Here is a 25,979-nt window from a genome sequence, read left to right on the forward strand (position 1 = left end):
CTTCAAGACCACAACCGGGTCTTGAAGGCCCACGTCACGCGCGCCCCGGAATTCGCCAACAGCGTCTGGACTTCCAGGGCGGGGCAGCAACACGTGGGGCGGGAAATGGAGGCGGGTCAGGGTGCGGCCCGGTCAGCGCACGATACTTGGGGTGTCCCAGGTCTGGCCCGTGTCCCTGTCGATGAGCCGCGCGAAGCAGCTGCCCTGACTGCCCACCTTGAAGATGTAGCTCCGCCTGTAACCGGTCTGGGCGTTGAATGCGCCCCCGTCGCCGAACCACCTGCCGTTGGCGCACCGCAGGTTGAAGTCCAGCGTCGAGCCGTCCAGATCGAGCCAGGGCGTCACGGTGGCACGGTAGCCGTCGGGGTCGTTTTCGATGCATACGGTGGACCCGCCGCTCGTGTTCGCGCACGACACGGGTGCGGCAACCGCGGCCGAGGGCAACAGGACGAGTGCGGTGGTGAGCGCGGCGCCCCCCGCGAGGGTGGTTGTGGTCCTGGTGCGTGTCCCCATGATTCCTTCTCCTTTGTTCTGCGATGCCTATGCGTCCGCTCCGGCGGTCGTCACCTGGTGATGCTCGGGGTGTCCCAGGTCTTGCCGCTCTGCTTGTCGATGAGCCGCACGAAGCAGCTGCCCTGCCTGCCGACGCTGAAGATGTACGAGTACTGGGTGTACGGGTAGGCGCGGAACGAGCCGTCGTCGCCGAACCAGCGTCCGTTGGCGCAGATCAGATTGAAGTCCAGGGTGCGGTCGCGTAGATCCTCGTCCGCGAACAGCTGCGCTCGGTAGCCCTCGGGGTCGTCGTGGATGCAGAGGTCGGAGTAGCCGCTGGGTCCCGCGTAGGTGCACTTGTAGTTGGCGGCGCTTGCGGCCGGAGCGGTTGCCAGAGCGGCCGCGAGCATCCCGGCTCCTCCTGCTGCTACGGCGAGAAGGCGTACGAACTTCGCCATGGTGTTCCTTTCTTCTGGGGTGAACCGCTGCGCCTCAGCCCGGCAGCGGTGTCGGGGTTCGGGAGGAAGGGTCAGTACGTGCGGTAGTACAGGAGCTGCCCCGCCTCGTCGGCTGCGGAGTTCTCCGACGGGATGAACAGGGAGACCATGACCGCCCGGTGTCCGTCAGGTGTGTCCAGCACGGTGAGTGACGGGTTCGCGAAGGCGGCGCTGCCCTTGTCGGTCCGGATCCTCAAAGGGTCGGCGTTTCCCGTGCTGTAGTCGTAGAGGAAGGCCCGCCAACTGCCGAAGTCCCCCTTGGTGTACTGGCCTTCGAAGAGCCCGTAGGGGAATCCCCGGAACACGGCGTCGTCGCGGTCGCCTATGTTTCCGCGTACCCCCCAGTGGAGCATCGCGTTGTCGACGTTGTTCTGTCGTATGGCTTTCCACGAGCTGAAGTTCGTCAGGGTGGCACGCATCTGGCGGTCCACCGAGCAGTCGGCGTAGTAGTGGCCTCCGAGGTCGATGACGGAGTGGTCTATGTCGGGGGCCAGACGGACGGAGTAGATGTTGGGGGTTCCCTCGGCGCACGAGGACAGGGATGTGGGGGCCTGGTAGGAGCGTGCCGCGCGTCCCCGCACCAGGGAATCGCGGTCCGGGTAGTAATGGACGGCGACATGGTTCGACGGGTCCTGTTCCCAGGCCACGAGGTACCCGCCGTCGGACACGCTCTTGATGGTGGGCTGCGAGCTCCCCGCGCCGAAGTCGGTGGTGAACGTCCAGTTCATCAGATCGGTCGAAACGGCGAGCGCCGCGTGGAACCGGCCATCCGGCCGGAGGGTGTGATAGACGGCGAGGTAGCGGCCAGGTGACTCCTCGACCACCTTGGCGGCGTCCATCGTGCGGCCCGCACTGTCCACGGCGCGATAGCGACGAGCGGTCGCCGCCGTGACGTCCTCCACAAGACCACGAAGCTCCGCCCTGGGGACATCGGACGGGGGTCCCTCGAGCGCGTGAGCACCCGAAGGCAGCAGCAGTGCCGTCACGGACACCGCGAAAGCCAGGACGATGGACGAGAGATGGTGCCGGCTGAGTAATCGGAACAAGACTGGACCTCCACTGGGCAGCTCTCACGACACGACGCGCGCGGGAAACGCGAGATCCGGGCCGCCACGATGCCGACCTCGCGTCTCTCCGCGAGGACTTGCCGTGACATTACGAAGGCACGCTGCTCACCCAACAGACCGATCCGTACTCAGGAGTGCTCATGTTGCTCGGTGCCGGGTGCTGACCGGGCTGACCACGCCGAGTGCCGCCCGCGCGGTCCACGCGAGGTTGCAGCCGAGGCACTGACGGGCGACAAGGCCGCCGGTCGGTGGGGCCCGACGACCGCCGTACACGACCGCCGTCCATGGCACGGCAACCGCCCGGTGTTCACCTCGCCCGTGCTCCCGCACGCCGCCGGCACTCGTGAACCGCCCGATTCGCTGCCGCCGCCTTCACGGTGATGAGCACCATTGAGCACGAGTTGGCACCCGTTCGGACACGATCTTGAGCGAGCCGGGCCACATCATGGAATCAGCCAAGACCGAGCGCAGTCCGGTGCGTCACCGGATGCCGCCAACTCCCTTGCCGCAAGCGGAAAACGCCAGCGCGACCGCTGCGCAGAGACTTCCCTGCCGTCCAGCGCAACGACTCAAGAAACAGAAGGAATCGTCATGAAGCCGTACCTCTCGGGGCACTACACCCCGCACGTGGACGAGATCACCGTCTATGACCTCGTGGTGGAGGGGCGGCTGCCGCCGGAGCTGTCCGGTCGTCTGATCCGCAACGGCCACAACCCCAAGCCCGGTGTCACACCCACCCACTGGTTCAAGGGCAGCGGCATGGTGCACGGTATCCGCATACGGGACGGCCGCGCGGAGTGGTACCGCAACCGCTGGGTGCGGACACCGGCGCTGGAGGGCGCGCCGTACATGACCGAGCACGGTCCCGACCTGACGGCCAGCACCGCGGGTACGCACGTCATCGAGCACGCCGGAAGACTGCTGGCCCTGTGCGAGTCGAACCTCCCGTTCGAGCTGACCGACGAGCTGGCGACCGTGGGGGCCTACGACTTCGACGGCAAGCTCACCAATGTCATGACGGCCCACCCCAAGCACGACCCGGTCTCGGGGGAGCTGCACTTCTTCAGCTCGTCCCCGTTCCCGCCCTATCTGACCTACCACGTCGCCTCGGAGAAAGGGGAGTTGGTCCACAGTGAGGAGGTGCCGGGCGCCACGGCCGCCCTCAAGCACGACTTCGCCATCACCGAGCGGTACGTCGTCTTCGTCGAGGGGACGGTGACCTTCGACCACACGGAGACGTCCGGTATTCCCTATGCCTGGAAGGACGAGCAGCCCGCCCGGATCGGCGTGATGCCTCGTGGGCGCGGTGGAGCGGCTTCCATCCGGTGGTTCGACGTGGAACCGGGGTCGATGCTGCACGCCGCCAACGCCTATGAGGACGGCCGGGGTGACATCGTGCTCGAGGGGCCGACCGTCGACCGAGAGGGATTCCACACGTCCTGGAACTGGTGGGTCGGGTCGCCGGACCGGGGAGCCGTTCCCAACTCCCGCTCCTATAACCGCCAGTGGGTGATCGGCCTGGGTTCGGGAACCGTGCGTGAGCGGATCGTCGATGACCTGGTCGTGGAGTTCCCCACGATCAACGAGGACGTCATGGGCCGCGAGCACCGCTTCCAGTATGCGATCTCGTTCCCCGACGAGCGGGGCGTCGGCAATTTCGGCGTGGTCAAGTACGACCGGACCACCGGAGGTCGGCAGGTCCGACACGTCGGCGACGGACAACTCCCCGGCGAGGCGGTCTTCGTGCCGGCGGAGGGCGGCACGTCCGAGGACGACGGATATCTGCTGACGGTGGTGAGTGACCTGCACGCCGACGCCTCCCGCCTGCTGGTCCTGGACGCCTCGGACATCCTGCGCGGCCCGGTGGCGACCGTTCACCTGCCGCGCCGTGTCGTAGCCGGTATCCACGGCTCCTGGATAGCCGACCGCTACTGACCCGGTACGCCCGGGGGCGCCCCCTCTCCCCGCCCACCCATCGAGTGGTCCACCGCACATGGAGTGCCATGGTCAAGTCATCAAGGTCCGCAACCGGCCCGGGTGCCGCTCTCGCGGCCCTGGCGGCAGCCCAGTTCACCGTCATGCTGGCCACCTCCATCGTGAACGTGGCGCTGCCTCAGATCCGGTCCGGTCTGGGCCTGTCGGACAGCGGCACGACGTGGGTGGTCAACGCCTACGGCTTGGCTTTCGGGGCGCTGCTGCTGGCCGGCGGCCGCCTGGCGGACCTGTCGGGGAGGCGTGAGGTCCTTCTCGCAGGGGTCGCGCTGTTCGGTGCGGCGTCGGTGGCGGCGGGGCTGGCGGACTCGCCGGCTGTACTGATCGCCGCCCGTGCCGCGCAGGGTATAGGCGCCGCGGCCATCGCGCCCGCGGCCCTCGCCCTGGTGATGGACCTGTTCCCGCCCGGCCCTGGCCGTGGCAAGGCGTTGGGGGTGTGGGGCGCGGTCTCGGGTGCCGGTGGAGCGGCCGGCGTCCTTCTGGGGGGCATCCTGACGCAGGCATGGGGCTGGCCATGGATCTTCTACGCCGTCGGGACCGGGGCGTTCGTGGTGCTGGCCGCGGCAGCGGCGTTCGTCCCGCGGCAGTCGTCCGGCACGGGCACCGGCGAGTCGGACCTGCTGGGCACCGCCGCCGTGTCACTGGCCCTGACCGCGTTGGTGTGGGGGTTGACGACCGCACGCGGCTCCGGCTGGACGGACCGTGCGGTCCTGGGCTCCCTCGGCCTGGCCGCGGCGCTCGTGCTCGCGTTCGTTCTGATCGAGCTTCGCCACCCTCACCCGCTACTGCCGCTCCGACTGTTCCGCACCGGTCGCGTCACCACCGGCAACGTCCTGATGGCACTGCTGGGTTCGGTGTGGATCGCACTGTTCTTCTTCCTGCCGCTCTACCAGCAGCAGGTCCTCGGTTCGAGTCCGCTGATGACCGGTTTGGGGCAGCTTCCCCTCGCCGCGTCCAACATGCTGGGCTCAACGCTGGCGCCCCGTGTCGCGCGCCGTATCGGGGCGACCGCGACCGTGTGCGCGGCTCTGCTGTCCGAAGCCGCGGGGCTGCTGTGGCTGTCAGGCGTCAGCGCACACGGCAGCTATGCCGTGGACGTTCTCGGCCCGAGCGTCCTGGTGGGCCTGGGACTGAGCATCGCCTTCGTCCAGCTGACCGCCCTGTCCGTCGAGGGTGTCGCCAGGGAGGACGCCGGCCTGGCCGGCGGTCTGGTCAACACCTCCCGCCAGGTCGGCGGTGCGATCGGTCTCGCGGTCCTCGCCACTCTCGCCGGCTCCGTCACGAGCCGGGCATCGGTTCAGCAGACCCCTCCGGAGGCGCTGACCGAGGGTTACCGCGTCGCCTTCGGCGTCTGTGCCGCCGTACTGGCCGCGACCGCCCTCCTCAGCGTCCTGCTCATCCGGTACGGCTCCCGGGCCTCGACCTCGCTTCCCACCACGACGCCGGCTCCTGCGGTCAACGCCCGCACCCGGTGACCGATACACCACCGACCGCCTGCACACCGCGGCACACCGCAGCGGTGGATCATTCGAAGGGATATATCGAAATGTTCTCCATCGATGAGAATGCCCCTGTCGTTGTCCGTCTGTCGACCGTGATCGACGCGCCGATGGAGAGGGTGTGGGCTCTGCACGCCGACGTCGACTCCTGGGCGGAGTGGAACGCGGACGTGGACGAGGCGAAGCTGGACGGTCCACTGCTGCCCGGCAACTCGTTCAGCTGGAGGACCCACGGCCTGGACATCACCTCGACCGTCAGAGAGGTCGTTCCCGGGGAGCGGATCGTGTGGGGCGGCCCGGCCAACGGTATCGACGGCGTGCATGTGTGGGCCTTCGAGCGGACCGGAAAGCAGGTCACGGTCCGCACCGAGGAGTCCTGGAGCGGTGCCGTCGTCGAAGCCGCCGCCGACGATCTCGGCCAGGCACTGCACGAGTCCCTGACCGCGTGGCTCGCGGCGCTCAAGGCGCGCGCCGAGCAGACCGGCTGACGACTACACCGGCTGTCCGAGGCGTCTGCTCGCGTCGTCCCTCGAACCCTCCGCCCCGTCGCCCTTTCCGGAACGCTTCCCCGAACCCCTTTCTAAGGCCAGCATCATGCGCTTCACCACCGCGGCCAACTCCGCCGTCCTGACCACTACGCTGATACTTGCGACCACCGGCACCGCCGCCGCCCTCACCGACGAGGGCCCCGCCAGGATCACCGCCGCCACCCATGACACCGCCGATGTGCACATCGACGAGAGCGCGCCGGTGATCACCCGTGACAGCGTCCTGATCCACGCGCCGCTCCACACGGTCTGGAAGGTGCAGACCGACGTCGTGAACTGGCCGTCGTGGCAGCCGGACGTGGACGTAGTGGTCAAGGACACCCCCGGCCGCCTACGCCCCGGCTCGGTCTTCCGCTGGAGCACCGAGGGCCTGGACATCACCTCCACCGTCAAGCAGGCCGACTACGGCAAGCGCCTGGCCTGGGGCGGTCCGGCCCAGGGCATCACCGCCGTCCACGTGTGGACCTTCACCCCGACCAGGAACGGCGTGCTCGTTCACACCGAGGAGTCCTGGACGGGCGATCCCGTCCGCGCCAACCAGGCAGCCCTGCAGGCCGCACTCGACAACTCCTTGCGCAACTGGGTCGACAACCTCAAACACGAAGCGGAGACCCGGGCGGCCGGGTAACCGCGACCCGCCGGCACGGGATTCCCTCCCTGGAACTCACGGGCCACTGCACCGGCACGGGAACTGCCCTCTCGGGAACACCGTGGGCCGTGTCTTCGGGGTCCCCGCAACAGCTGGAAGACATTCCAGACGCCGTGGCGCACCGCCATGACCGTGTCTGTGGACGGGGCACGGGGCGCGGCCGGACAAGCCCTGTGGCGGCGCGCCCGCCCACAGTATCCTTGTCGATCTTGGAGTGCGGCATGGATGCCCGCTCCCCGCCCACGCGTCCGTGTGGGCGGGGAGCGGGCATGGTGCTGCGCGGGCGCTGGTGTGGAGAATGGCAGGGAGAAGACCCGTGACAAGCCTTGTGCGCCACAGCGGTGGCCGTTTGCGGAGCCGGCTGGGGGCAGCACAGGACCGGGCGTTCGTGGGCCGGGCGGTGGAGACGGCACTGTTCCGCTCCATGCTGGCCGGAGAACCGGAAACCGCGCCGGTCCTGTTCGTGCACGGTCCCGGCGGTATGGGGAAGTCGACCTTGCTGCGCCGGTTCGCCCGAGAAGCGGGCAGGTCGGGAAGACCGGTCGTCCTGGTGGACGCCCGGACGACCGCCCCGACACCCGAGGCGTTCCAGCAGGCCGCAGCCAGGGCGCTCGAACTACCGGATGCCGTCCTGCTCGTCGACACGTTCGAAGTGTGTCAAGGGCTGGAAGGCTGGGTGTGGGAACGGTTCCTGCCTGAACTTCCACTGGGTGCGGTCGCCGTGCTGGCCGGGCGCACGCCGCCGGACGCCCGTTGGATCTCGGACTCGGGCTGGGCGGACCACCTCGCGGTCGTACGGCTCGAGACACTGTCACGGGAAGACGCCGTGACGTTCCTGGACCGGCACGGCGTTCCGGCTCGCGTACAGGGCGACGTATGGGGTTTCACCGGCGGCAACCCCTTGGCCCTCGCTCTGGCGGCCGCCGTGGCGAGGGAAGCGGAACCCGTCGGCGAGCACGACGGGACGGGCGAAGGCAGGGGAGGGGAGGAGCCCGAAGCGGTCCGCACGGGCGCGGGCCGTGAGACCGCAAACGAGACCGGTTCGCGTTCGCGTACACGCTGGACACCGGACCAGAACGTGATCGCGGCCCTGCTTTCGCGCCTTGTCGAGGATCCGCCGTCGCCGCTGCACCGACAGGCCCTGGAAGTGTGTGCGCACGCGTACGTGACCAGTGAGGAGCTGATCCGCGCGATGCTCGGGGAGCAGGCCCTGGAACTGTTCGCCTGGCTGCGCGCGCAACCGTTCATGGAGACGGCCGACGCCGGGGTCTTTCCCCACGACGTGGTGCGGGAGGCCCTCGAGGCGGACCTCCGCTGGCGCGATCCGGAGGGGTTCGTCGCCATGCACAAAAGCATGCACGACCACCTGCTGGAACGGCTCCGCCGAGGCCCCGCCCACCGGCTCATGGACTCGGTGGCCGCACTGATGTACATGTACCGGACCGACGGTTACATGCCGGAGGTACACGAATGGCAGGCGCCCGGGCTGGTGCAAGAGGTCCCTTACGCACCGAGCGACCAGGCAGATGTCCTGGCCCTCGTCGCCCGCGCGGAAGGTCTCGAATCGGCTGAGATCGCCGGCAAGTGGCTGGAGTTGCAGCCCACCGCGTTCCGCCTGCACCGGTCCACCCGTACCGGACGCACCGTCTCCTTCACCGCCACCCTGTGGCTGAGCGGCGACGAGGAGGAGACCAGTTCCTCGTTCGACCCGGTACTCGCCGCCGTGTGGCGGTATGCGCGCCGGCACGGCCCCGTACGCGAGGGCGAGCGGATCGCGGTGACGCGGTACCTCGTCCACCCCGACCGCTATCACCGCCCCTCGGCGCCCATGACCCTCGCCCATTGGCGTGCCATGGGCGAGGTGTGGCGGGACGCCGACCGCCTCTCCCACCACATCGCGGTATACCGGGACGACGGCTACTGGAACGGTCACATGATCCACTACGCCACGCCCCCGGTCGCCGATCCCGTCCGCGTCGGGGCGCACGCGTACCGGCTGTTCGCCCGTGACTACCGCACCGAGCCGCTCGTGGCCTACCTCGCCGCCAACACCGACGCCATGCTGGCCGGCGGGGCGCCGAGAGGATCGGTACAGAGCGCGACGGGCGGGACCAACGCCGGCACCGGACCGGCCGTCCTGTCCCGGGAGGCGTTCGAGGCCGCGGTGCGTGACGCGCTGCGTTCCCTCGGCTCACCGAAGGAGCTGCGGTGCAACCCGCTGGTGCGCAGCCGCGTGGCCGCGGCCCACGACGGCGACCTGGGCCGCCTTGTGCGGGGCGCGGCGGAGCGGCTGCCGAACGAGCGGGGCGGCGAACGACGTCATCGTGCGTTCACCGCCACCTACGGCGACCGACCTGCCACACAGCAGGCCGCGGCCGCCCGGCTCGGGCTTCCGTTCAGCACCTACCGTAGGCACCTCAAGGAGGCGGTGGACCGGATCACCGACCTGCTGTGGGAGCAGGAGCTGAACGGTCCGGCGACGACGGCCGGGGAGTGACCTGCTGCCAGTTCCACACCCACTGGTACGTGGCGGCGTTGTCAACGGCGCCGGGCACGGCCATGAGCCGGCCCGGGTCGGTGGTGTTGCACGTCGACAGGTACAGGCGGGTGCCGTTGGTGTCGAGGCACGAGTCGCTCTCGTGCTGACCGAGGTGCCGGCCTGCGGAGCGAGGCCCAGAACCAGTGCGGCACCAGCGCGGCACCGGCCGCGAACAGGCCGAAATTCCGAGCCGTGGCCCAGGCGGAGTCGGGTCGGCTGTGTGTCTTCATCGCGTCAGCGGAACTTTCCCGGGCGGAAGCTGCGGGGACCGTCGTTCCGGATGGAGCCCATGGTGGAGAAGCCGCGCATGGCGATGTGCATTCCTTCCGTTGACCCGAGGCATCGGGCCACCCCGGCGTATGGAAGAGATCATGTCCGTGGCAGCTGCTCATCCGGAGGACCATTCACTGCTCCCTCGTGCTCAGTCCTGACCACGCGCCTGCCCGACATGCCGGTCGTCTGGCCCATCGTCAGCGGGGCCGGCCCTCAGGGCGGCGGCGCCTCTGTGATCCGCGGGAGGGTACGTGCCGTGCGCCCGCAGGCGACCGGCGCTTCGACTCGATTCGCTCGGAGCCGACGGCAGCCGTCGGCAGGGCGGCGTTCATCGCCGCGACCCCCGGCACAGTTGTCCCTCACGTGACGCGGACCACGACGTTGCTCCGGAACTCGACCCCCGGCGGCCCCGACTCCTGATGCAGTACGGCGCGATCCGACCGACGCCGTACGACGTGATCTGGAGACGCGGTTGATGGACGAGTCCCGGCAAATCTCTTCCGGCGCGGGTGCGGTGTTGCGGAAGCTGGTGCCTCCGCCCGCCCTGTGCGGATTCCTTCTCCTGCTGGCGCTGATGTTCACGGTGTCGTACGCCGTCGGTGCCGCGGCCGGGCCCGTCGCGCCCGGCATGCACGGCACCGGCACGAGCCGGGGTGTCGGAGGTTCCGGCGGGGGAGGCGGCCCGGACGACATGGGGGACATGCACGGGGGTGGCCACTGATGGGCCTGGAACCGGTGGCCGTCGACCTGGTGACGACCGATCTGACCGTCGGCGGCATGACCTGCGCGGCCTGTGTGAGGCGCGTTGAGAGGAAACTCGGGAAGCTGGAGGGGGTCACGGCGACCGTCAATCTGGCGACCGGGCGGGCGCGTGTGAGTCACCCGCCGCGGATCAGCCCCGGGGAACTCGTCGTCGCCGTCGAGAAGGCCGGCTACACGGCTGCCCTGCCTGAACCGCCCAAGCAGCCCGAGACACGCGAGGGCAAGGACACGGGCGAGGCCGGGGAAGCTCGCCAGGAGCGGGATCGGCTGCTGATCACCGCGGTGCTCGCGGTGCCCGTGCTCGTGCTGTCGATGGTTCCCGCGCTGCAGTTCCGCAACTGGCAGTGGCTGTGTTTCGTGCTGGCCGCGCCGGTCGCCGTCTGGGGCGCGTTGCCCTTCCATGTGCGTGCGGCGCGGGGGCTTCGGCACGCGGCGGCGACCATGGACACCCTGGTCTCGCTGGGCGTGGTGGCATCCTTCTCCTGGTCCGCCTACGCGCTCTTCCTCGGTGGTGCCGGCGAGCCCGGCATGCGGATGCCGTTCACCCTGGTGCCCTCGGCCTCGGAGGGCGCGGCGCACGTCTATCTCGAAGCGGCCGTCGGTGTACCCCTGTTCGTCCTGGCGGGGCGGCTCCTGGAGGCGCGGGCCCGGCACGGGACCGGGGCCGCGCTCAGACTGGCCCAACTCGGCGCCAAGGAAGTGACGATCCGCGAAGGCAACGACGAACGGCTTGTTCCCATCGAGTGGTTGAGGTCAGGGCAGGTCTTCGTCGTGCGGCCGGGGGAGCGCGTGGCCACCGACGGACAGGTGGTGGAGGGCAGTTCCGCTGTGGATCTGTCCCTGGTCACCGGGGAGAGCGAGCCCGTCGAGGTCGGGCCGGGGGCGGCGGTGGTCGGCGGCGCCGTCAACGCCGGCGGGCTGCTCCTGGTGGAGGCCACCGCCGTCGGCGCCGACACCCGGCTCGCCCGGATCACCCGGCTGGTGACCGAGGCCCAGGCAGGCAAGGCACGGGCGCAGCGGCTGGTCGACACGGTGGCAGGCGTCTTCGTCCCCGTCGTGCTGACACTGGCCGTCACCTGTCTCGGCTTCTGGCTCGGTGCCGGGGCCGACCCGCAGGCCGCCGTCACCGCGTGCGTGGCCGTGCTCGTCGTGGCCTGCCCGTGTGCGCTCGGCCTGGCCAGGCCGACCGCGCTGATGGCCGCGACCGGCCGCGGTGCCCGATTGGGCGTCCTGGTCAGCGGATCCCAGGCACTGGAGGGGCTCCAGCACATCGACGCGGTCGTGTTGGACAAGACCGGCACGCTCACCTCGGGCCACATGACCGTTGCCCGGGTCACCTCCGTACCGGGCGGGCTCCGGAGGGAGGCGGCGCTGCGGCTGGCCGGGGCCGCCGAGCACGGCTCGGAGCATCCCCTGGGCCGGGCGATCGCTTGCCACGCCCGGCGGGAACTCCCCGAGGGGCCGCTGCCGGACGTGAGCGGGTTCGCGGCCGTGCCGGGGCGTGGCGTGCGCGGTTTCGTCGAGGGTCGGCTGGTGGAAGTCCTCGCGCCGGACGGCGAGTTGCCCACCGCCCTGGCAGCAGCGCTGACGGTGGCCGAGGCCGCCGCCCACACTCCCGTCCTGGTTCGGATCGACGGCGTGGCCGAGGCCCTGATCGAGGTCGGGGACGTGGTGCGGCCCGGAAGCTACCGGGCCGTGGACCGGCTGCGGCGGCTCGGCGTGCGGCCGGTGCTCGCCACGGGTGACCGGGAGGCGCCTGCGCAGGCGGTGGCCGCAGCTCTGGGCATCGATGAGGTACACGCCCGCCGCACCCCCGAGGCCAAGGCCGATCTGGTACGGGACCTGCAGGGGCAGGGCTACCGGGTCGCGGTGCTGGGCGACGGTGTGAACGACGCCGCAGCCCTGGCCGGTGCCGACCTGGGCATCGCCATGGGCAGCGGCACGGACGTGGCCATCGGGGCCGCCGACGTGACGTTGGTACGCGGGGACATCGAGGCGTTGGGGGACGCGGTCCGGCTGGCCCGGCGCACGCTGGGCACGATCCGGGCCAACCTCGTCTGGGCCTTCGGCTACAACGTCGTGACCGTGCCGCTCGCCATGGTCGGCCTGCTCAATCCGATGCTCGCCGCGGCGGCGATGTCGGTGAGTTCGCTGCTGGTCGTGGGCAACAGCCTGCGGCTGCGCGCCTGGCAGCCCGCGCTCGCTCCTGCCCGGAGGCGAACCCGATGACCGAGCGGAATCTCTGGCGCCCCACTCGTAGCCGGCTGACCGACACCTTCCTCGCCGCCCTCGCGCCGGTGGCCGCGTGCGGCCTCGCCCTGGGCGGGCTGACGACCTGGGTCGGGGCCGGGAAGGCGGGCAGCCCGGCCCGGATCACCGTCTCCAACGGGCGAGTCCTGCTGCCGTACGGGGACAGCACGGAGACCGCGGCGCTCTTCGACATCGCCAACGTCGGTGGCGCGGACGACCGGCTGGTGAACATGACGTCCACCGCCACGCACGGCCGGATCACCCTCAGCGGACACCGCATGCTGGGCGGCCGGACCGCGTACAAAGCGGACGTGACCTCGGCCGGCGTTCCCGCGGGCGGCGTGTTGTCCATGTCGCCGCGCGGTGTGGACGTGACGCTGCGGGCCGGGGCCGGCTGGCGGCCGGGTGACCTGGTGCCGTTCACGCTCCACTTCGAGCGCAGCGCGCCGGTCGAGACGATCGCGGTCGTGATCCGCCCGGGTGACAGCGGCCGATGATCGCCCGCCCTGAGGACGGAGAAGCCCTCTCCTAGACGTCGGGGCGGAGTGCCGTCGAGTTCCAGCCGGTTGTCGTGGGCTGGATCACACCCGGCGGATTGAGTACGGTCCCTCGTGGATGTCCGTACCCAGGCATGACGACCGAAGCCCGGATGCGAGGATGAGGCGCCATGACAGCAGGGTGGTGTGCTCGCGCGATACGGGCCGCGGTGTTCGCGGCCGTGTGCGTGCTGCTCGCTGCCCTGGGCCACGTCCTGATGTCCGGCACCGACGTGCCCGCGGGGGCGCTGGCCGCCGGCGGAGCCGTCACGGGTGCCGTGGGCTGGTGTCTGGCGGGGCGTGAACGCGGGCTGCCGTCGATCGTGACGGTCGTGGTCGCCGCCCAGACCGTGCTGCACGAGGCGTTCTCCTACGCCCAGTCGGCGTCCGGCTCCTCCGGCGGCTCCGCATCCATGGACATGAGCTCCATGAGTTCCATGAGCTCCATGGGTATGGGCTCGATGCACATGGGCTCGATGCACATGGGCTCCATGGATATGGGTGCCATGCATATGGACCACACGGGCATGAGCCCCATGGATCACATGGGCCACTCCATGGACGGCGGTTCTTCGTCGTTCGGCATGCTCGCCGCCCACCTGCTCGCCGCGGTGCTGTGCGGCCTGTGGCTGGCGTACGGCGAGAAGGCCGCCTTCCGGATCCTGCGGGCGGCGGCCGGATGGCTGGCGGCGCCGCTGCGGTTGCTGTTCGCTCTGCCCGCCACCCCCGACCGCCCGCGCTTCCGCCTGCGGCGCCGCCGCTCGGACCGGGCGCCGCGTCTCCTTCTCCTCGTCCACGCGATCACCTCTCGGGGGCCGCCGGTGGGGACGGCTGTCGTCTGAAGACAGCTGGTTTCCCGAGGCTGCCCGGCTCTCCGTGTGCGCCTCGGGCCACGGCCGTACGACCGCACAGGCGCTGCACCCCGGCACACAAGCGTTGTAGCGCCACAACGACGCCGTAGGGCCGTCTCTTCCCCTTTCACCGGACCGCGCGCTGTGGCGCGCCCTGGTCCGGATCACGGTTGACCCGAGAAGGACACCAGGTGACTACCTCTGCCCTGCCCACCTCGCGCCCCCGGAGCGACACCCCGGCAGCGCTCGACGAATCGATCACCGCGTGGGCCCTGGCCGCCCGCGGCGGTGACGCGCACGCGGTCGAGCGGTTCGTGGGTGCCCTGCACCGGGACGTCCAGCGCTACGTCGCCCATCTGTGCGGCGATCCCCAGGCGGTGGACGATCTGGCGCAGGACACGTTCCTGCGGGCGCTCGGCAGCCTGCACCGCTTCGAGGGGCGTTCCTCGGCGCGCGCGTGGCTGCTGTCCATCGCCCGCCGCGCGGTGATCGACAGCTACCGGTACGCCGCCGCCCGGCCGCGTCTCGCGGACGTACCGGACTGGCAGCTGGCCGCCGAACTGGCCCAGCCGTGCGACCTGCCCGGTTTTGACGACGGCATCGCCCTGCTGGATCTGCTGGCGTCGCTGCCCGACGACCGTCGGGAGGCGTTCACCCTCACGCAGTTGCTCGGCCTGCCGTATGCGGAGGCCGCCGAGGTGAGCGACTGCCCGATCGGCACGGTCCGCTCCCGCGTGGCTCGAGCCCGCGCAACGCTGATGGACCTGCTGGACGATGGGGGCACCTCCCATGCCGTCAAGGCAGTGGGGGAGGACCAGTCCGCCGCGCTGGCGGCCTGACGCTCCGGGAGGGTGCCGGTGCCGGCTGGAAGGAACGGCACCGGCACCCTCGCCGCCGGAGCCGCCGGAGCCGCCGGAGCGCTTCGCCCTGTGCCGGATCCCCAACTGGCCGGGAACTCAGGGGGCCTTCGCTCCGACTACTGGAGCGGGTGGCGAAGGCTCGCCCGTGTACCGAGTGGATCCGGGAGTTGTTCGATGCGTTCTCGTGTGTGGGGCGGTACCGCGGCCGTCGTGCTGGGCGGCCTGCTGGTGGCGGGCTGCGGCGGCGGGGGAAAGGACACGGCGGCCGGGAACGCGGGGCAGGCCGGGAAGGCGGCTTCCGGCGGCTACCCGGTGTCCGTCACGGACTGCATGGGCGCCAAGACCACCTTCACGCGCGCCCCGAGGAGAATCGTCACCAGCAACGCCTCCAGCCTGGAACTGCTGCTCCGCCTCGGCGCCGGTGACCAGGTGATCGGCACCGGCTTCCCGCCCGGCAAGGGCACGCTGCCCGGCCCCCTCGACGCACAGGCGCAGAAGGTCAAGGTGCTCAGCCAGACCGTGATCCCCAAGGAGAAGCTGCTCGGCTCCGGCGCCGACCTCTACATCGACACCTTCGCCTCCATGGGAAGCATGGGCGGCTCAGGCATGGGGGACGCGCCGACAGCGGAGGAGTTCAAGGCCGCCGGGATCAAGCACAGCTACCTGAAGTCCACCGCCTGCGCCGCCCAGGGCAAGACCCCGGTGACCGACCTGTCCGCTGTCGAGGCCGACATCACCTCCCTCGGCGCGGTCACCGGCACGAGCGCTCGGGCACACGAACTCGTCGCCGGGATGAAGGAGAAGGTGGCCGCCGTCCAGAAGGCGGTCGGCGGTACTGCGGAGAAGAGCCGGCCCACGTACTTCTTCTTCGACTACGACGCCGGTACCAAGCAGCCCAGCGTCGCCTGCAACCGCCAGGTCGCCAACGCCGTGATCACCCTGGCCGGAGCCCGCAACGTCTTCGCCGACTGCGACGGCGACTACAAGCAGGTCGGCTGGGAGGACGTGATCGCGAAGAACCCGGACTGGATCCAGCTCGGCGTCCGCAACCGGGGCAGCGAGGCGGCGGACAAGAAGGCGTTCGACGAGGCCGAGCAGTGGCTGAGGTCGAACCCCGCCACCAAGGGGCTGAGGGCGGTCAAGGACGGCCACTTGCTGCGGATCGGCTCCGAGCAGACCACCATCGCGGGAGTCGAGAACGCCGACACGGTCGAGGCCATCGCCAAGACCCTCTATCCGGGCAAGGTCGCCTGATCGTGGCCTTCACACTGGCGCGGCGGAAAGCCGCGGCCGCGGAGCGCGGCAGCCTGCCCGCCGGTCCGCTGGCGGCGGTACTGGCCGTGGCACTGCTGGCCGCGCTGACGGCCGCCGTCGCCTGGGGCTCGACGTCGATCCCGCCCGGCGAGGTGTGGAGCGTGGTGTGGCGGCGACTGTCCGGCGAGGCTCCGCGCCCCGGCACGGACGACCTCATCGTCTGGCAACTGCGGGTGCCGCGCGCCCTGCTCGCCGCCCTCGTCGGCGCGGGACTCGGTGTCGTCGGTACGGCCGTCCAGGCGCTGGTGCGCAACCCGCTGGCCGACCCCTACCTGCTGGGCATCTCCAACGGCGCCTGTCTCGGCGCGGTCGCCGCGATCGTCCTCGGCCTCGGCGCCGGCGGGGCACTGGGACTGGGGTTGTCCGGGGCGGCTTTCGCCGGCGCGCTGGCGACGTTCGCGCTGGTATGGGCGGTGGCCCGGCGCGGCGGCGGGTTCGCGCCGCTCAGGCTGGTGCTGGCCGGGGTCGCGATCGGCCAGTTCCTGTCCGGCTTCACCAGCTACCTCGTGCTGCAGGCCGGGGACGAGCAGCAGACCCACAGTGTCCTGTTCTGGCTCATGGGCAGCCTCAGCGGAGCGACGTGGGAGCTGCTCGCGGTGCCCGCCGTCGCCGTACCCGCCGCGCTGCTGTGGCTCCAGGCACGCGCCCGGGGCCTGAACGCCCTGCTGATGGGCGACGAGACGGCCGCCGGACTGGGCATCGACGTCACCCGGCTGCGCCGCGAGCTGTTCACCGTCACCAGCATGCTCACCGGCGTCCTGGTGGCCGTCTCCGGCGCGATCGCGTTCGTCGCGTTGATGGTGCCGCACGTCTGCCGCCTGGTCGTGGGCGGCGACCACCGACGCCTGCTGCCGCTCTCCGCGTTGTTCGGAGCCCTGCTCCTGGTGGTGGTCGACATCGTGTGCCGTACGGCGATGGACACCCAGGAGCTGCCGGTCGGCGTGGTCACCTCTCTGCTCGGGGCTCCGGTCCTGCTGTACCTGCTGGACCGGCGCCTGGGGAGCGGGAGTTGAGGATCGACATCGAGGACCTGCACGTGGCTTACGCCGGCCGGACGGTGGTCGCGGGCGCCCGTCTCGTCGCGGCCGAGGGCGAGATCACCGGCCTGGTCGGCCCGAACGGCAGCGGCAAGTCCACGCTCCTGCGCACCGTCTACCGGCACCTGAAGCCCACCGCTGGGCGGGTCCTGCTCGCCGGCACTGACCTGCGCGAGATGGCGCCGCTCCAGTCGGCGCGGCACGTGGCCGCCCTGCCACAGGAGCGCGGGAGCGACTTCGAGCTGACCGTGCGCGAGGTCGTCGCGATGGGCCGTACGCCATACAAGCGGGCCTTCACCGGGGAGGACGCCGCCGACCGGGACATCGTCGCGCAGGCCCTCACCGACGTCGGCATGGCGGAACAGGCCGGACGCCGCTTCACGGCCCTGTCCGGCGGTGAGCGCCAACGCGTCCTGCTGGCACGGGCGTTCGCCCAGAACCCTGACGTCCTTGTGCTGGACGAACCGACCAACCACCTCGACATCCGCCACCAGGTCGAACTGCTCGCTCTGCTGCGCGCCCAGCGCCGTACGACCCTGGTGTCGCTGCATGACCTGAACGCCGCCGCCTCCGTCTGTGACCGCCTTCACGTCCTGCACGATGGAGCGGTCGTCGCCTCCGGCCCGCCGCGGGACGTCCTCACGCCCGCGCTGGTGGCGGAGGTGTTCGGAGTGCGAGCGGCGGTCGTCGACCATCCCCTGACCGGTGACCCGCTCATCGCCTTCGACCACCGAGCGCCGGCGGACGAGTCACCGACTGCCGTGCCGCTGGAGACGCCCACTCGCGGATGAACCGAACAGCGGTCCCCACACGGTGGCCTTGGGACTCTGATCCCGGGACGATCCGGCGTGGCCGGGCGCGGATCAACGGGAGAGCCTGGCCGCTGCTCGCGGCCACCGTGGCCGTTCTCGTAGCCGGGTACGGCTGGCCGGGATCCGTCGTCGATGGAGGGTTCGGCGCGACTGTCGGCTGTGCCGCCGGGCTGATCCTCCGTGCGGTGCGGTATCTGCTGGTGGAGTCGGCCGTGTCGGGCAAGCCGGCACGCGGCGGCCGCCGCGACTGATCGGCGCGGGCAGTCTCGGCCTGCCCGCCATGATTTTTGGCTTCGCCCGGGAACTCGTGTGCGATCCCTCCCGACTTGTGGGACGAGGCTGCCGTCCGGCAGCACACCCACGACCGTGAGGGGCGCCAACGGTGACAGGTCACAGTCCCGGTTCGAAGCAGCCCGGCCACATACCCGTCGGCAGCGAGGACCGCTGGCTGCTCGTTGCGGTGGCCGGTCTGCTGTCGTTCGTGGCGATGCTCGACATGAACATCGTCAACGTGGCCCTGGCAGACATCGCGGACGGTCTGCACGTCTCCGCCGCGACCGCCCAGTGGGGGATCCTTGGTTACCAACTTCCTGTGGTCGCCTTACTGTTGCCTGTCGGCCGGTGGCTGGACGGGCTCGGGATGCGCTCCGCCCTACTGGTCGCGACCGCGGGCTTCGCCCTGTGCAGCGCACTGGCTGCCGCCGCACCCTGGGCGCCCTGGCTGATCGCCGCCCGCATCGCCCAGGGCGCGTTCGGGGCCGTGCTCTTCGTGCTGATGCCGGTTCTCGCCCTGCGTTCGGTACGGCCGGAACTGCGCGGGCGAGCCATGAGCGTGCCCGCGACGCTGGGTCCGCTGGGCGCCGTGACCGGCCCGGCGGTGGGCGGACTGCTGCTGGACCACCTGGGCTGGCGCGCGGTCTTCCTGGTCAAGATCCCGTTCTGCCTGCTCGCCCTGATCGTGGCCTGGAGGGCGATACCGAAGGACGGGGGCCTGCGCCTGCCCGACCGGCGGTCGGCGGCGGATGCGCTGCTGGTGGGCTCCGGCGTGGCCGCCCTGCTGCTGGCGCTGACCCTCGCGCCGGGAAGCCCGGCGTGGCTGGTGCTCGCGCTCGCCGCCGTACCGCCGTTGTGGTGGTGGCTGCGGGGACCCGGCGGCCGCCCGGTGGCCGGGACACTGCGGGCGGCGGGTCTGTTCCGGGCGCATACGGCGGTGCTGGCGCTGGCGGCCTCCTTCGCCGCGATGCACTACGTCGTCGCCCTGCACCTCCAGCGCGACGACGGCGCCACCGCCACCACGACCGGCCTTACCGTGCTCGCCTTCCCACTCGGCATGGGACTGGCCGGGCCGGTCGGTGGTCGCCTCGCGGACCGGTGCGGGGCTCGGCCGGTGGCGGTCACCGGCGCTGCCCTCACCGCCGGCGGTCTGCTCCTCCTCGTTCCGCTGGGGGGTGACTGGTCGCCGGTGCACGTGGCCTGGCGGCTGGCGCTGGCCGGTGTCGGAATGGGCCTGAACGGCGGCCCGACCCAGGCCCTCGTCATGGGCGCCGCCCCGGCGGACCGCACGGCAACCGTGGGCTCATCCGTACAGCTGGCACGCAGCCTCGGCTTCACTCTCGGCCCGGCCCTGGCCACCGTCGCCTGGGGCTCGGCCGGAGGCGACGACGGCGTGAGGGCCGCGCTGGCTCTGGCGGCCGGCGCCGCCTGCCTCGCGGTACCCCTGCTCGCCCTGCACGGACGCAGGCCCGCGCCCGTACCCGAGAAGACCACCGAAGCGGCTGCCGCCGCTCACCATCCCTGACCGAGGAGTCGTCCCCATGTGCGGAATCACCGGCTGGGCGTCCTTCCACAGCGACGCCCGTACCCAGACCCCGGTCATCGAGGCCATGACCGCCGCCCTCATCCCTCGCGGTCCCGACGCCGGAGGCGTCTGGCTCGGTGAGCGGGCCGCGATCGGCCACCGCCGTCTCGCCGTCATCGACCTCGAAGGCGGCGTACAGCCGATGACCGACCGGCCCGACGAGCCGGACATCGTGCTCAGCTACAGCGGCGAGGTCTACAACCACCACGAACTGCGCACCGAACTGCGCGCCCTGGGCCATGCGTTCCGCACGCGCAGTGACACCGAGGTGGTGCTGCGGGCGTATGCCGAGTGGGGCGAGGCGGTGGCCGAGCACCTGGAGGGCATGTTCGCCTTCGCCGTCTGGGACGAACGCGCCCAGCGCCTGCTCCTGGTCCGCGACCGGCTCGGCGTCAAGCCCCTGTTCTGGGCCGCTGTCGACGGCGGCCTCGCCTTCGCCTCCGAGCCCAAGGGCCTGTTCGCCCACCCCGAGATACGGCCCCGGGTGGACGCCGACGGGCTGCGGGAGGCGTACAGCCTGCTGTTCAACACCGGCCCGACCGTGTGGTCCGGAGTCAGGGAGGTCGAGCCGGGCGGAGTGCTCGTGCTGGACCGGGGCGGCATCCATGAACGCCGCTACTGGCAACTGGAGGCCGCCGACCACACCGACGACCGGGACACGGCCATCGAGCGGATCCACGTCCTGGTCGGTGCCGCAGCCCGCAGCCGGCTCGAAGCGGACGTCCCGCTGTGCAGCCTGCTCTCCGGCGGCATCGACTCCACCGTCCTGACCGCGCTGCTCGCCGACGAACTCCGCCTGCGTGAAGGCCCGGACGCCCGGATCCGCTCCTACGCCGTCGACTACAGCGACCAGGCAGAACGGTTCACCGGCGACGTCCTGCGCACCGGCCACGACACCCCGTACGCCACCGAGGCCGGCGCCTACATCGGCACCGACCACAGCACCGTCATACTCGACCCGCACGCTCTGCTCGACCCGGAGCACCGCAAGGCCGTCGTCGTCGCCCGCGACTCGCCCATCGGCGTCGGCGACATGGACACCTCGCTGTACCTGCTGTTCGGCGAGATCCGCCGGCACTCCACCGTCGCCCTCTCCGGCGAGGCGGCCGACGAGGTCTTCGGCGGCTACCCCTGGTTCCACAACCCGAAGGCGCTGGCTGCAGAAACCTTCCCGTGGCTGCTGGTGACCGGCGACGAGGCCGCCATGCCCCTGAACCCGGAACTCGACCTGCGCATAGGCGAGTTCCGTGACGACACCTACCGCACCGCGCTGGCCGCCGTACCGCACCTGGACGGCGAGACGCCCACCGAACACCGCCAACGCGAGATGCAGCACCTGTCCCTGACCCGCTGGCTGCGCCAGCTCCTGCACCGCAAGGACCGCCTCAGCATGGCCCAGGGCCTGGAGGTCCGCGTCCCGTACTGCGACCACCGGCTCGTCGAGTACGCCTTCACCACCCCCTGGGGGCTGAAGAGCTTCGACGGACGGGAGAAGAGCCTCCTGCGCGCGATGGGCGCCGACCTCGCCCCGGACTCGGTGCTGCACCGCCCCAAGAACCACTACCCGGCCACCCACCACCCCGACTACAACCGCGGCCTGCAGCGGATGGCCCGAGACGCGCTCGCCACCGAACGGGTCCGGGCCCTCGCCGACGAGACCCGCATCAAGCCATGCCTCGACACCCCGCCCGACCGACTGGAGTGGGGCCACCGCCTGCGCCTCGAACGCGTCGTCGACCTCGCCCTCTGGCTGGACCACTACCAGCCCGAACTCGCCCTCTGAGGAGCCTTCCCATGACCCTCCAGGAACAGCGTCCAGCCGCGGATCCGGACACCTTGTCCGACCCCGTGCCGCTGATGGGCTGCCCCTACAAGACCAACCCCTACCCCCTGTACGAGCAGATGCGCGAGGCCGGCCCCGTCCACCGCGTCCTCTTCCCCAGCGGCGTCCAGGCCTGGCTCGTCACCGGCTATGACGCCGCCCACGCCGCGCTGGGCGACGACCGCCTCGGCAAGAACCACGACCGCGGCAACGACCGCTGGCGCGCCCGAGCCTCGATCATGCCCGAGCCGCAGCACTCCCAGCTCCAGGTCCATCTCCTCCACCAGGACCCGCCCAAGCACACCCGGATGCGCCGCTTCGTGACGGACGCCTTCACCCCGCGTCGCATCGAGCAGCTCCGCCCCCGCTTCCAGCAACTGGCCGACGCCCTCGTGGACGCACTGCCGGAGCACGGCCCCGCGGACCTCGTCACCGGCTTCGCCGCCCACTTCCCCTTCAAGGTCCTCGCCGAAGTCATCGGCCTCCCGCAGGAACTCGCGGCCCGCTTCGACCGCGACTGGGGCAAGGTCGTCCAGCCGGTCGGCCCCACCGACCCCGGCCGCCCCCTCTACGAGGCCCGCCTGCACGGCCTGCAGAGCTACATCGCCGACGTCGTCACCCACAAACGCGACCACGGGGACGACGACCTGCTCAGCCGCCTCGTCGGGGCCCGAGACCGCCGCGAACTGTCCCAGCAGGAGCTGGACTCGATGATCTTCCAGCTCCTCGTCGCGGGCCAGGAGCCGGTCACCAACCAGATCACCACCGCCCTGATCGCCCTCTTCCGCAACCCGGACCAGCTCGCCCGCCTACGCGACAACCCGGACCTGCTGCCCGGCGCCGTCGAGGAACTCCTCCGCTACGACAGCGCCTTCGAGCTCACCACCTGGCGCTTCTTCGACAAGGACAGCGATCTACACGGCACGCGCGTCCCCGGCGGCGACTCGGTGATCGTCTCCCTGTGCGCGGCCAACCGCGACCCGCGCCGCTTCCCCGCCCCGGACACCCTGGACTTCGACCGCTCGCCCAACCCGCATCTCGCCTTCGGCCACGGCATCCACTTCTGCCCCGGCGCCGCCCTCGCCCGCACCGAACTCCAGATCGCCCTGGGCACCCTGCTCGCCCGCCTGCCCGGCCTCCATCCGGCGATCGGAGACGAGGACATCGAGTGGATCCCGGCCGTCCTCGGCCGCGGCACCAACCACCTCCCCGTCGGCTACGACCGCCGCCTCTGACACCGAGGTAACCGGGTCGGGCCACATCAGCCGACCCGGCCCCAGCTGACCCACGCCCACCGACCCCAGGCGCCTGGCTTCCACTCCCGCCACGGCGCCATATCGACGTGCCCTCGTACGCCCGCGTACCTCAGGAGGAACGACATGCCACCGACGACCGCACCGGACACCCTCCCCACGAGCATCGCCACCGAGATCCTGAACCTGCTCCTGCCCCACCACCGCACGACCGACCGCGTCCCCGTTCCCGTTCCCGTTCCCGCGGAAGCCTTCCCGCATCAGCTGCGCCGCATCTCCGCCTTCGTACGCCATGGCGCCCCGATCGTCTTCACCCTGCCCGGCTTCCCCTGCAAGTCCCCCAACCCCGCCAAGGTCCTTAGCCACCTCCCCGACCAGGGCGAACGCCTCTCCCTGACCTTCCTGAACACCCTGTGCACCGAGATCGAGCGGATCTACCCGCCCGGCGCCCGCGTGATCATCTGCTCCGACGGCCACGTCTTCGGCGACCTCATCGGCGTCCCCGACGACCACATCGACGCCTACGCCGACGACCTACGAACACAGATAGGTCGGATGGGTCTGCACAGACTGTCCGTCTTCGATCTCCGGGATGTCCTCGGCGACCTCCCGCACGACACGAAACGCACCCACATCCACGAGCGCTACGCCCCCGCCCTGGAGGCTCTCCGCGCCGAGACTCGCGCCGACGACCAGGCCCTTGCCCTCTACCGAGGCATCACCCGCTTCCTCGTCGAGGACACCGCCGACTGGACGGGCACCCGCTCCGCCCTCCAACGCGCATGCCGGCAACGTGCATACGGCGTCATCCAGCGCAGCCGTGCCTGGAGCGTCCTGATCGCCGAACAACACCCCCGCGCGGTACGCCTCTCCATTCATCCCCAGCCCATCGGCGCCCCGAAATTCGGCATCCGCCTCCTCAACGCCCCGGATGCGTGGACCACGCCCTGGCACTCCGCTGCCGTGCGCCGCAGCGACGGCACATGGGCTCTCATGCCCAGAGCCGCAGCCGCCCGGATGGGTCGACTGGTGCAGCAAGGCGGCAGAGACAGTCACTTCGACCAGAACCGGGCGGCTTGCCTGCCTGGGGTTCAGTGAGGATGCACCGACGCGATGCGGAAAAGGCGTGGCCCAGCCGCGTCCGAGGCCATTCGTGCCGTGGTCGATGAAGGACAGCCGGGCAGGCGGACCGACCTATGGGGCGTCCCTGCCCCGCTATCTGTCAGCCCAGGGCGTGGACGTGTTTGACGTGAATCGGATGGACCAGGCGGATCGTCGGCGGCGCGGTACATCAGATCCGCTTGATGCCCGGAACGCGGCGCGAGCCGTGTTGAGCGGGCGAGCCCGGGCCCGGGCTAGCCACGAAGAAGGTAAGGAGGGCTGGGGGAGGCGGCGCTGGGCGCGTTCGCGGTGGTGCGCTCCGTTTGGCTGCAAGCCCTCGCACGGGCGGAACAGGGAGCGACGGACGCTGGCGGGTGACGGGCCCGCCTGGTCAGCGGTGACTTGAGCGGATCATGGGGTGTGGTGACGGAGGATGTCCCTGATGTTGATGAGCCTCGCGGGTCCGTGCGGGCGATGCCTCGTACGGTCCATGTGTCTGTGACCTCTCTTGAATGCCTGATTTGCGATCGCGCCCGAGCATGCGTCCGTACCACGGGCCGGCTGCTGGCTGGGGGGCGGGTGGACACCCGATGAGGTGTTGCCGGCCGGAGGGATGTTCCACCGTGATCGCCGTCGCTGTGTTGTTGCTTCCTGTGCTGGGCCTGTTGCTCTACGGGATGGACCACATCGAGGACTGGCTGCCGGGGCCGCCGAGGGTGGCCCCGGCACTCCTGTGGGCGTCATCTGCGTCTGGTCCACAGCACCCGTCGGCCGCGGGACGCTGATCGGTCACCGCGCTACCGCGACGTGGCCTGATCATGCCCGTTGCTGAAGCTGCCCAAGCGGCTACTCATCGGCGAGCGGGTTCGAAAGGGCAGCCCCTTCGAACTCTCCGGGGCCGGGTTCGGAAAGGTCACCTCTTCCCAGCCGTAGTGCTGTGACGCCCTCCTTTAACGCACACACGGGACCGGCTTCTTAAAAAGCCGGACGGCCCCACTGCCACCTCCGGGCACAGTTTTGGTCACAGTCCCGATGGCGGCGAATAGAGCACGACTTCGCTCACCTGTGTGAATCCCAGCCGCTGGTAGACCGGCGCGCCCAGGTCACTGGCCTGCAGCGTGCATACGAGTGCTCCATGCCGGCGCCCAATGACCATTGCGGCCGCCGTGAGCGCCGCGCCTATGCCCCGCCCACGATACGTGGGATGTGTCCCGACCCAGTAGACACCTGCAACACCATTGCTGATCAGCACGGCCGATGTAGCCACCGCGCGACCGTCGATCCGCCCGACCAAGCGGATCAGGCGGCCGAGGTCGGTGCGGAGGGTGGATTCAGCGTCTACTACCAAGGTCTGAAGCGTGCGGCCGACTCCGAAAGATGACGCGTAGGCATCGACGTAGTCCGTCACACCGTCCAATCCATCGACGCGTTCGATGATGAGGCTGGCGGGCGGAGGCGGTGCAGACAACTGGTCGAGTCGGACTGCCATGATTGGCATGCTGCCGTTGCGGCTGTAGCCGCGTTCCCGCAATGCCTCTGCCACGCCGGCGTCGCTGTCCGGGCCAACCCACCATCGCCAGGGCAGGTTGGCCAGTTGCTGCTCGGCATCAGCAGCGGCCTCGGGAACACTACGACCGCTCAGCCTCAGGACACCATTGAGCAGTCCGTGCTGGAGGCCACTGCGGTAAACGACCAGATCCTCCTGGATCGAGTCCGATCCGCCCCAGGCGAGCCAATGGGCCCGAAGATTAGCCATTTGCGGAGAAATGTCATGAATAGAAGCTGCCTCCGGTTCGGCAGTATTCATGATTCCACCCTAAAGCATGCTGCTTTTCGGCTGAGTTGACTTAGAGCTTGTCCTGCATGGTGCGTGACTCGCGCGCCGGCCGGAAGGAGGTTGTGGGCATGCCGGCCCTGAGGGACGCCCCGGCGGTACTGGCCGGAGGCGGGGTCGCGGTCGACGACCG

The 25,979-nt window shown here is 70.5% G+C and carries 22 protein-coding genes; 18 read left to right on the top strand and 4 right to left on the bottom strand.

What is annotated here, in order from left to right; all coding sequences use genetic code 11:
• Positions 1-132: 132 nt before the first annotated feature.
• The 3 genes from ACIBA9_RS18210 to ACIBA9_RS18220 form a co-directional block, all read right to left on the bottom strand.
• Positions 133-513 carry a hypothetical protein gene (locus ACIBA9_RS18210; protein ID WP_399364076.1) on the bottom strand — a complete coding sequence of 127 codons (381 nt, stop codon included), beginning with the start codon at positions 511-513 and terminating at the stop codon, positions 133-135.
• A gap of 50 nt (positions 514-563) precedes the next feature.
• Complete coding sequence (locus ACIBA9_RS18215) at positions 564-950, bottom strand: hypothetical protein (RefSeq protein ID WP_399364078.1); 387 nt, start codon at positions 948-950, stop codon at positions 564-566.
• A 71-nt stretch (positions 951-1,021) separates the two neighbouring features.
• Positions 1,022-1,891: a hypothetical protein gene (locus ACIBA9_RS18220; RefSeq protein WP_399364080.1), complete on the bottom strand. Its 870-nt coding sequence runs from the start codon at positions 1,889-1,891 to the stop codon at positions 1,022-1,024.
• 756 nt (positions 1,892-2,647) lie between these two features.
• On the opposite strand from ACIBA9_RS18220, the gene ACIBA9_RS18225 reads away from it, so the two are divergent.
• From ACIBA9_RS18225 to ACIBA9_RS18310, 18 genes are all read left to right on the top strand, one after another.
• Positions 2,648-3,991 (top strand): carotenoid oxygenase family protein, encoded by a 1,344-nt coding sequence (locus ACIBA9_RS18225; protein ID WP_399364082.1) that lies wholly within the window; start codon positions 2,648-2,650, stop codon positions 3,989-3,991.
• Between the two features lie 68 nt (positions 3,992-4,059).
• A complete protein-coding gene (locus ACIBA9_RS18230; protein WP_399364084.1) occupies positions 4,060-5,523 on the top strand; it encodes an MFS transporter in 1,464 nt (487 codons plus the stop codon).
• Positions 5,524-5,594: 71 nt separating this feature from the next.
• The gene (locus tag ACIBA9_RS18235; protein WP_399364086.1) at positions 5,595-6,035 is read left to right on the top strand and encodes an SRPBCC family protein; all 441 of its coding nucleotides are present in this window, start codon (positions 5,595-5,597) and stop codon (positions 6,033-6,035) included.
• 106 nt (positions 6,036-6,141) lie between these two features.
• Positions 6,142-6,723 carry an SRPBCC family protein gene (locus tag ACIBA9_RS18240; RefSeq protein ID WP_399364088.1) on the top strand — a complete coding sequence of 194 codons (582 nt, stop codon included), beginning with the start codon at positions 6,142-6,144 and terminating at the stop codon, positions 6,721-6,723.
• 337 nt (positions 6,724-7,060) lie between these two features.
• Positions 7,061-9,241 (top strand): AAA family ATPase, encoded by a 2,181-nt coding sequence (locus tag ACIBA9_RS18245; RefSeq protein ID WP_399364090.1) that lies wholly within the window; start codon positions 7,061-7,063, stop codon positions 9,239-9,241.
• 790 nt (positions 9,242-10,031) lie between these two features.
• Positions 10,032-10,277 carry a hypothetical protein gene (locus tag ACIBA9_RS18250; protein WP_399364092.1) on the top strand — a complete coding sequence of 82 codons (246 nt, stop codon included), beginning with the start codon at positions 10,032-10,034 and terminating at the stop codon, positions 10,275-10,277.
• Positions 10,277-12,547, top strand: a complete 2,271-nt coding sequence (locus ACIBA9_RS18255; RefSeq protein ID WP_399364094.1) for a heavy metal translocating P-type ATPase — start codon at positions 10,277-10,279, stop codon at positions 12,545-12,547. The genes ACIBA9_RS18250 and ACIBA9_RS18255 overlap by 1 nt, the downstream gene beginning before the upstream one ends.
• Entirely contained in the window at positions 12,544-13,065 is a 522-nt protein-coding gene (locus ACIBA9_RS18260) for a copper chaperone PCu(A)C (RefSeq protein WP_399364096.1), read from the top strand. The genes ACIBA9_RS18255 and ACIBA9_RS18260 overlap by 4 nt, the downstream gene beginning before the upstream one ends.
• A 170-nt stretch (positions 13,066-13,235) precedes the next feature.
• On the top strand, positions 13,236-13,946 hold the full coding sequence (locus ACIBA9_RS18265; protein ID WP_399364098.1) for a hypothetical protein: 711 nt from the start codon (positions 13,236-13,238) through the stop codon (positions 13,944-13,946).
• Positions 13,947-14,146: 200 nt separating this feature from the next.
• A complete protein-coding gene (locus tag ACIBA9_RS18270) occupies positions 14,147-14,794 on the top strand; it encodes a sigma-70 family RNA polymerase sigma factor (protein ID WP_399364100.1) in 648 nt (215 codons plus the stop codon).
• Positions 14,795-14,989: 195 nt separating this feature from the next.
• Positions 14,990-16,069 carry an ABC transporter substrate-binding protein gene (locus ACIBA9_RS18275; RefSeq protein ID WP_399364102.1) on the top strand — a complete coding sequence of 360 codons (1,080 nt, stop codon included), beginning with the start codon at positions 14,990-14,992 and terminating at the stop codon, positions 16,067-16,069.
• Positions 16,070-16,071: 2 nt separating this feature from the next.
• A complete protein-coding gene (locus ACIBA9_RS18280; RefSeq protein WP_399364104.1) occupies positions 16,072-17,142 on the top strand; it encodes a FecCD family ABC transporter permease in 1,071 nt (356 codons plus the stop codon).
• Positions 17,139-17,957, top strand: a complete 819-nt coding sequence (locus ACIBA9_RS18285) for an ABC transporter ATP-binding protein (protein WP_399364106.1) — start codon at positions 17,139-17,141, stop codon at positions 17,955-17,957. Before ACIBA9_RS18280 ends, ACIBA9_RS18285 begins: the two co-directional genes overlap by 4 nt.
• A 107-nt stretch (positions 17,958-18,064) precedes the next feature.
• Complete coding sequence (locus ACIBA9_RS18290) at positions 18,065-18,229, top strand: hypothetical protein (protein ID WP_399364108.1); 165 nt, start codon at positions 18,065-18,067, stop codon at positions 18,227-18,229.
• Positions 18,230-18,360: 131 nt separating this feature from the next.
• The gene (locus tag ACIBA9_RS18295; RefSeq protein WP_399364110.1) at positions 18,361-19,776 is read left to right on the top strand and encodes an MFS transporter; all 1,416 of its coding nucleotides are present in this window, start codon (positions 18,361-18,363) and stop codon (positions 19,774-19,776) included.
• A 16-nt stretch (positions 19,777-19,792) separates the two neighbouring features.
• Complete coding sequence (gene asnB, locus ACIBA9_RS18300) at positions 19,793-21,619, top strand: asparagine synthase (glutamine-hydrolyzing) (RefSeq protein WP_399364112.1); 1,827 nt, start codon at positions 19,793-19,795, stop codon at positions 21,617-21,619.
• 11 nt (positions 21,620-21,630) lie between these two features.
• Positions 21,631-22,893 carry a cytochrome P450 gene (locus ACIBA9_RS18305; RefSeq protein ID WP_399364114.1) on the top strand — a complete coding sequence of 421 codons (1,263 nt, stop codon included), beginning with the start codon at positions 21,631-21,633 and terminating at the stop codon, positions 22,891-22,893.
• Between the two features lie 144 nt (positions 22,894-23,037).
• Positions 23,038-24,009 (top strand): L-tyrosine/L-tryptophan isonitrile synthase family protein, encoded by a 972-nt coding sequence (locus ACIBA9_RS18310; RefSeq protein ID WP_399364116.1) that lies wholly within the window; start codon positions 23,038-23,040, stop codon positions 24,007-24,009.
• Between the two features lie 1,024 nt (positions 24,010-25,033).
• Here ACIBA9_RS18310 and ACIBA9_RS18315 read toward each other — a convergent pair.
• Positions 25,034-25,819 (bottom strand): GNAT family N-acetyltransferase, encoded by a 786-nt coding sequence (locus ACIBA9_RS18315; RefSeq protein ID WP_399364118.1) that lies wholly within the window; start codon positions 25,817-25,819, stop codon positions 25,034-25,036.
• Positions 25,820-25,979 lie beyond the last annotated feature (160 nt).

This window comes from Streptomyces sp. NPDC051452, from assembly GCF_044454765.1.
In the GTDB taxonomy this organism is placed as follows: domain Bacteria; phylum Actinomycetota; class Actinomycetes; order Streptomycetales; family Streptomycetaceae; genus Streptomyces.

Coding starts and splice junctions, on each gene's coding strand:
- ACIBA9_RS18240 (WP_399364088.1), top strand. CDS start 6,142: ATGCGCTTCACCACCGCGGCCAACTCCGCCGTCCTGACCACTACGCTG.
- ACIBA9_RS18315 (WP_399364118.1), bottom strand. CDS start 25,819: ATGAATACTGCCGAACCGGAGGCAGCTTCTATTCATGACATTTCTCCG.
- ACIBA9_RS18210 (WP_399364076.1), bottom strand. CDS start 513: ATGGGGACACGCACCAGGACCACAACCACCCTCGCGGGGGGCGCCGCG.
- ACIBA9_RS18265 (WP_399364098.1), top strand. CDS start 13,236: ATGACAGCAGGGTGGTGTGCTCGCGCGATACGGGCCGCGGTGTTCGCG.
- ACIBA9_RS18250 (WP_399364092.1), top strand. CDS start 10,032: ATGGACGAGTCCCGGCAAATCTCTTCCGGCGCGGGTGCGGTGTTGCGG.
- ACIBA9_RS18235 (WP_399364086.1), top strand. CDS start 5,595: ATGTTCTCCATCGATGAGAATGCCCCTGTCGTTGTCCGTCTGTCGACC.
- ACIBA9_RS18275 (WP_399364102.1), top strand. CDS start 14,990: ATGCGTTCTCGTGTGTGGGGCGGTACCGCGGCCGTCGTGCTGGGCGGC.
- ACIBA9_RS18305 (WP_399364114.1), top strand. CDS start 21,631: ATGACCCTCCAGGAACAGCGTCCAGCCGCGGATCCGGACACCTTGTCC.
- ACIBA9_RS18215 (WP_399364078.1), bottom strand. CDS start 950: ATGGCGAAGTTCGTACGCCTTCTCGCCGTAGCAGCAGGAGGAGCCGGG.
- ACIBA9_RS18225 (WP_399364082.1), top strand. CDS start 2,648: ATGAAGCCGTACCTCTCGGGGCACTACACCCCGCACGTGGACGAGATC.
- ACIBA9_RS18230 (WP_399364084.1), top strand. CDS start 4,060: ATGGTCAAGTCATCAAGGTCCGCAACCGGCCCGGGTGCCGCTCTCGCG.
- ACIBA9_RS18310 (WP_399364116.1), top strand. CDS start 23,038: ATGCCACCGACGACCGCACCGGACACCCTCCCCACGAGCATCGCCACC.
- ACIBA9_RS18260 (WP_399364096.1), top strand. CDS start 12,544: ATGACCGAGCGGAATCTCTGGCGCCCCACTCGTAGCCGGCTGACCGAC.
- asnB (WP_399364112.1), top strand. CDS start 19,793: ATGTGCGGAATCACCGGCTGGGCGTCCTTCCACAGCGACGCCCGTACC.
- ACIBA9_RS18255 (WP_399364094.1), top strand. CDS start 10,277: ATGGGCCTGGAACCGGTGGCCGTCGACCTGGTGACGACCGATCTGACC.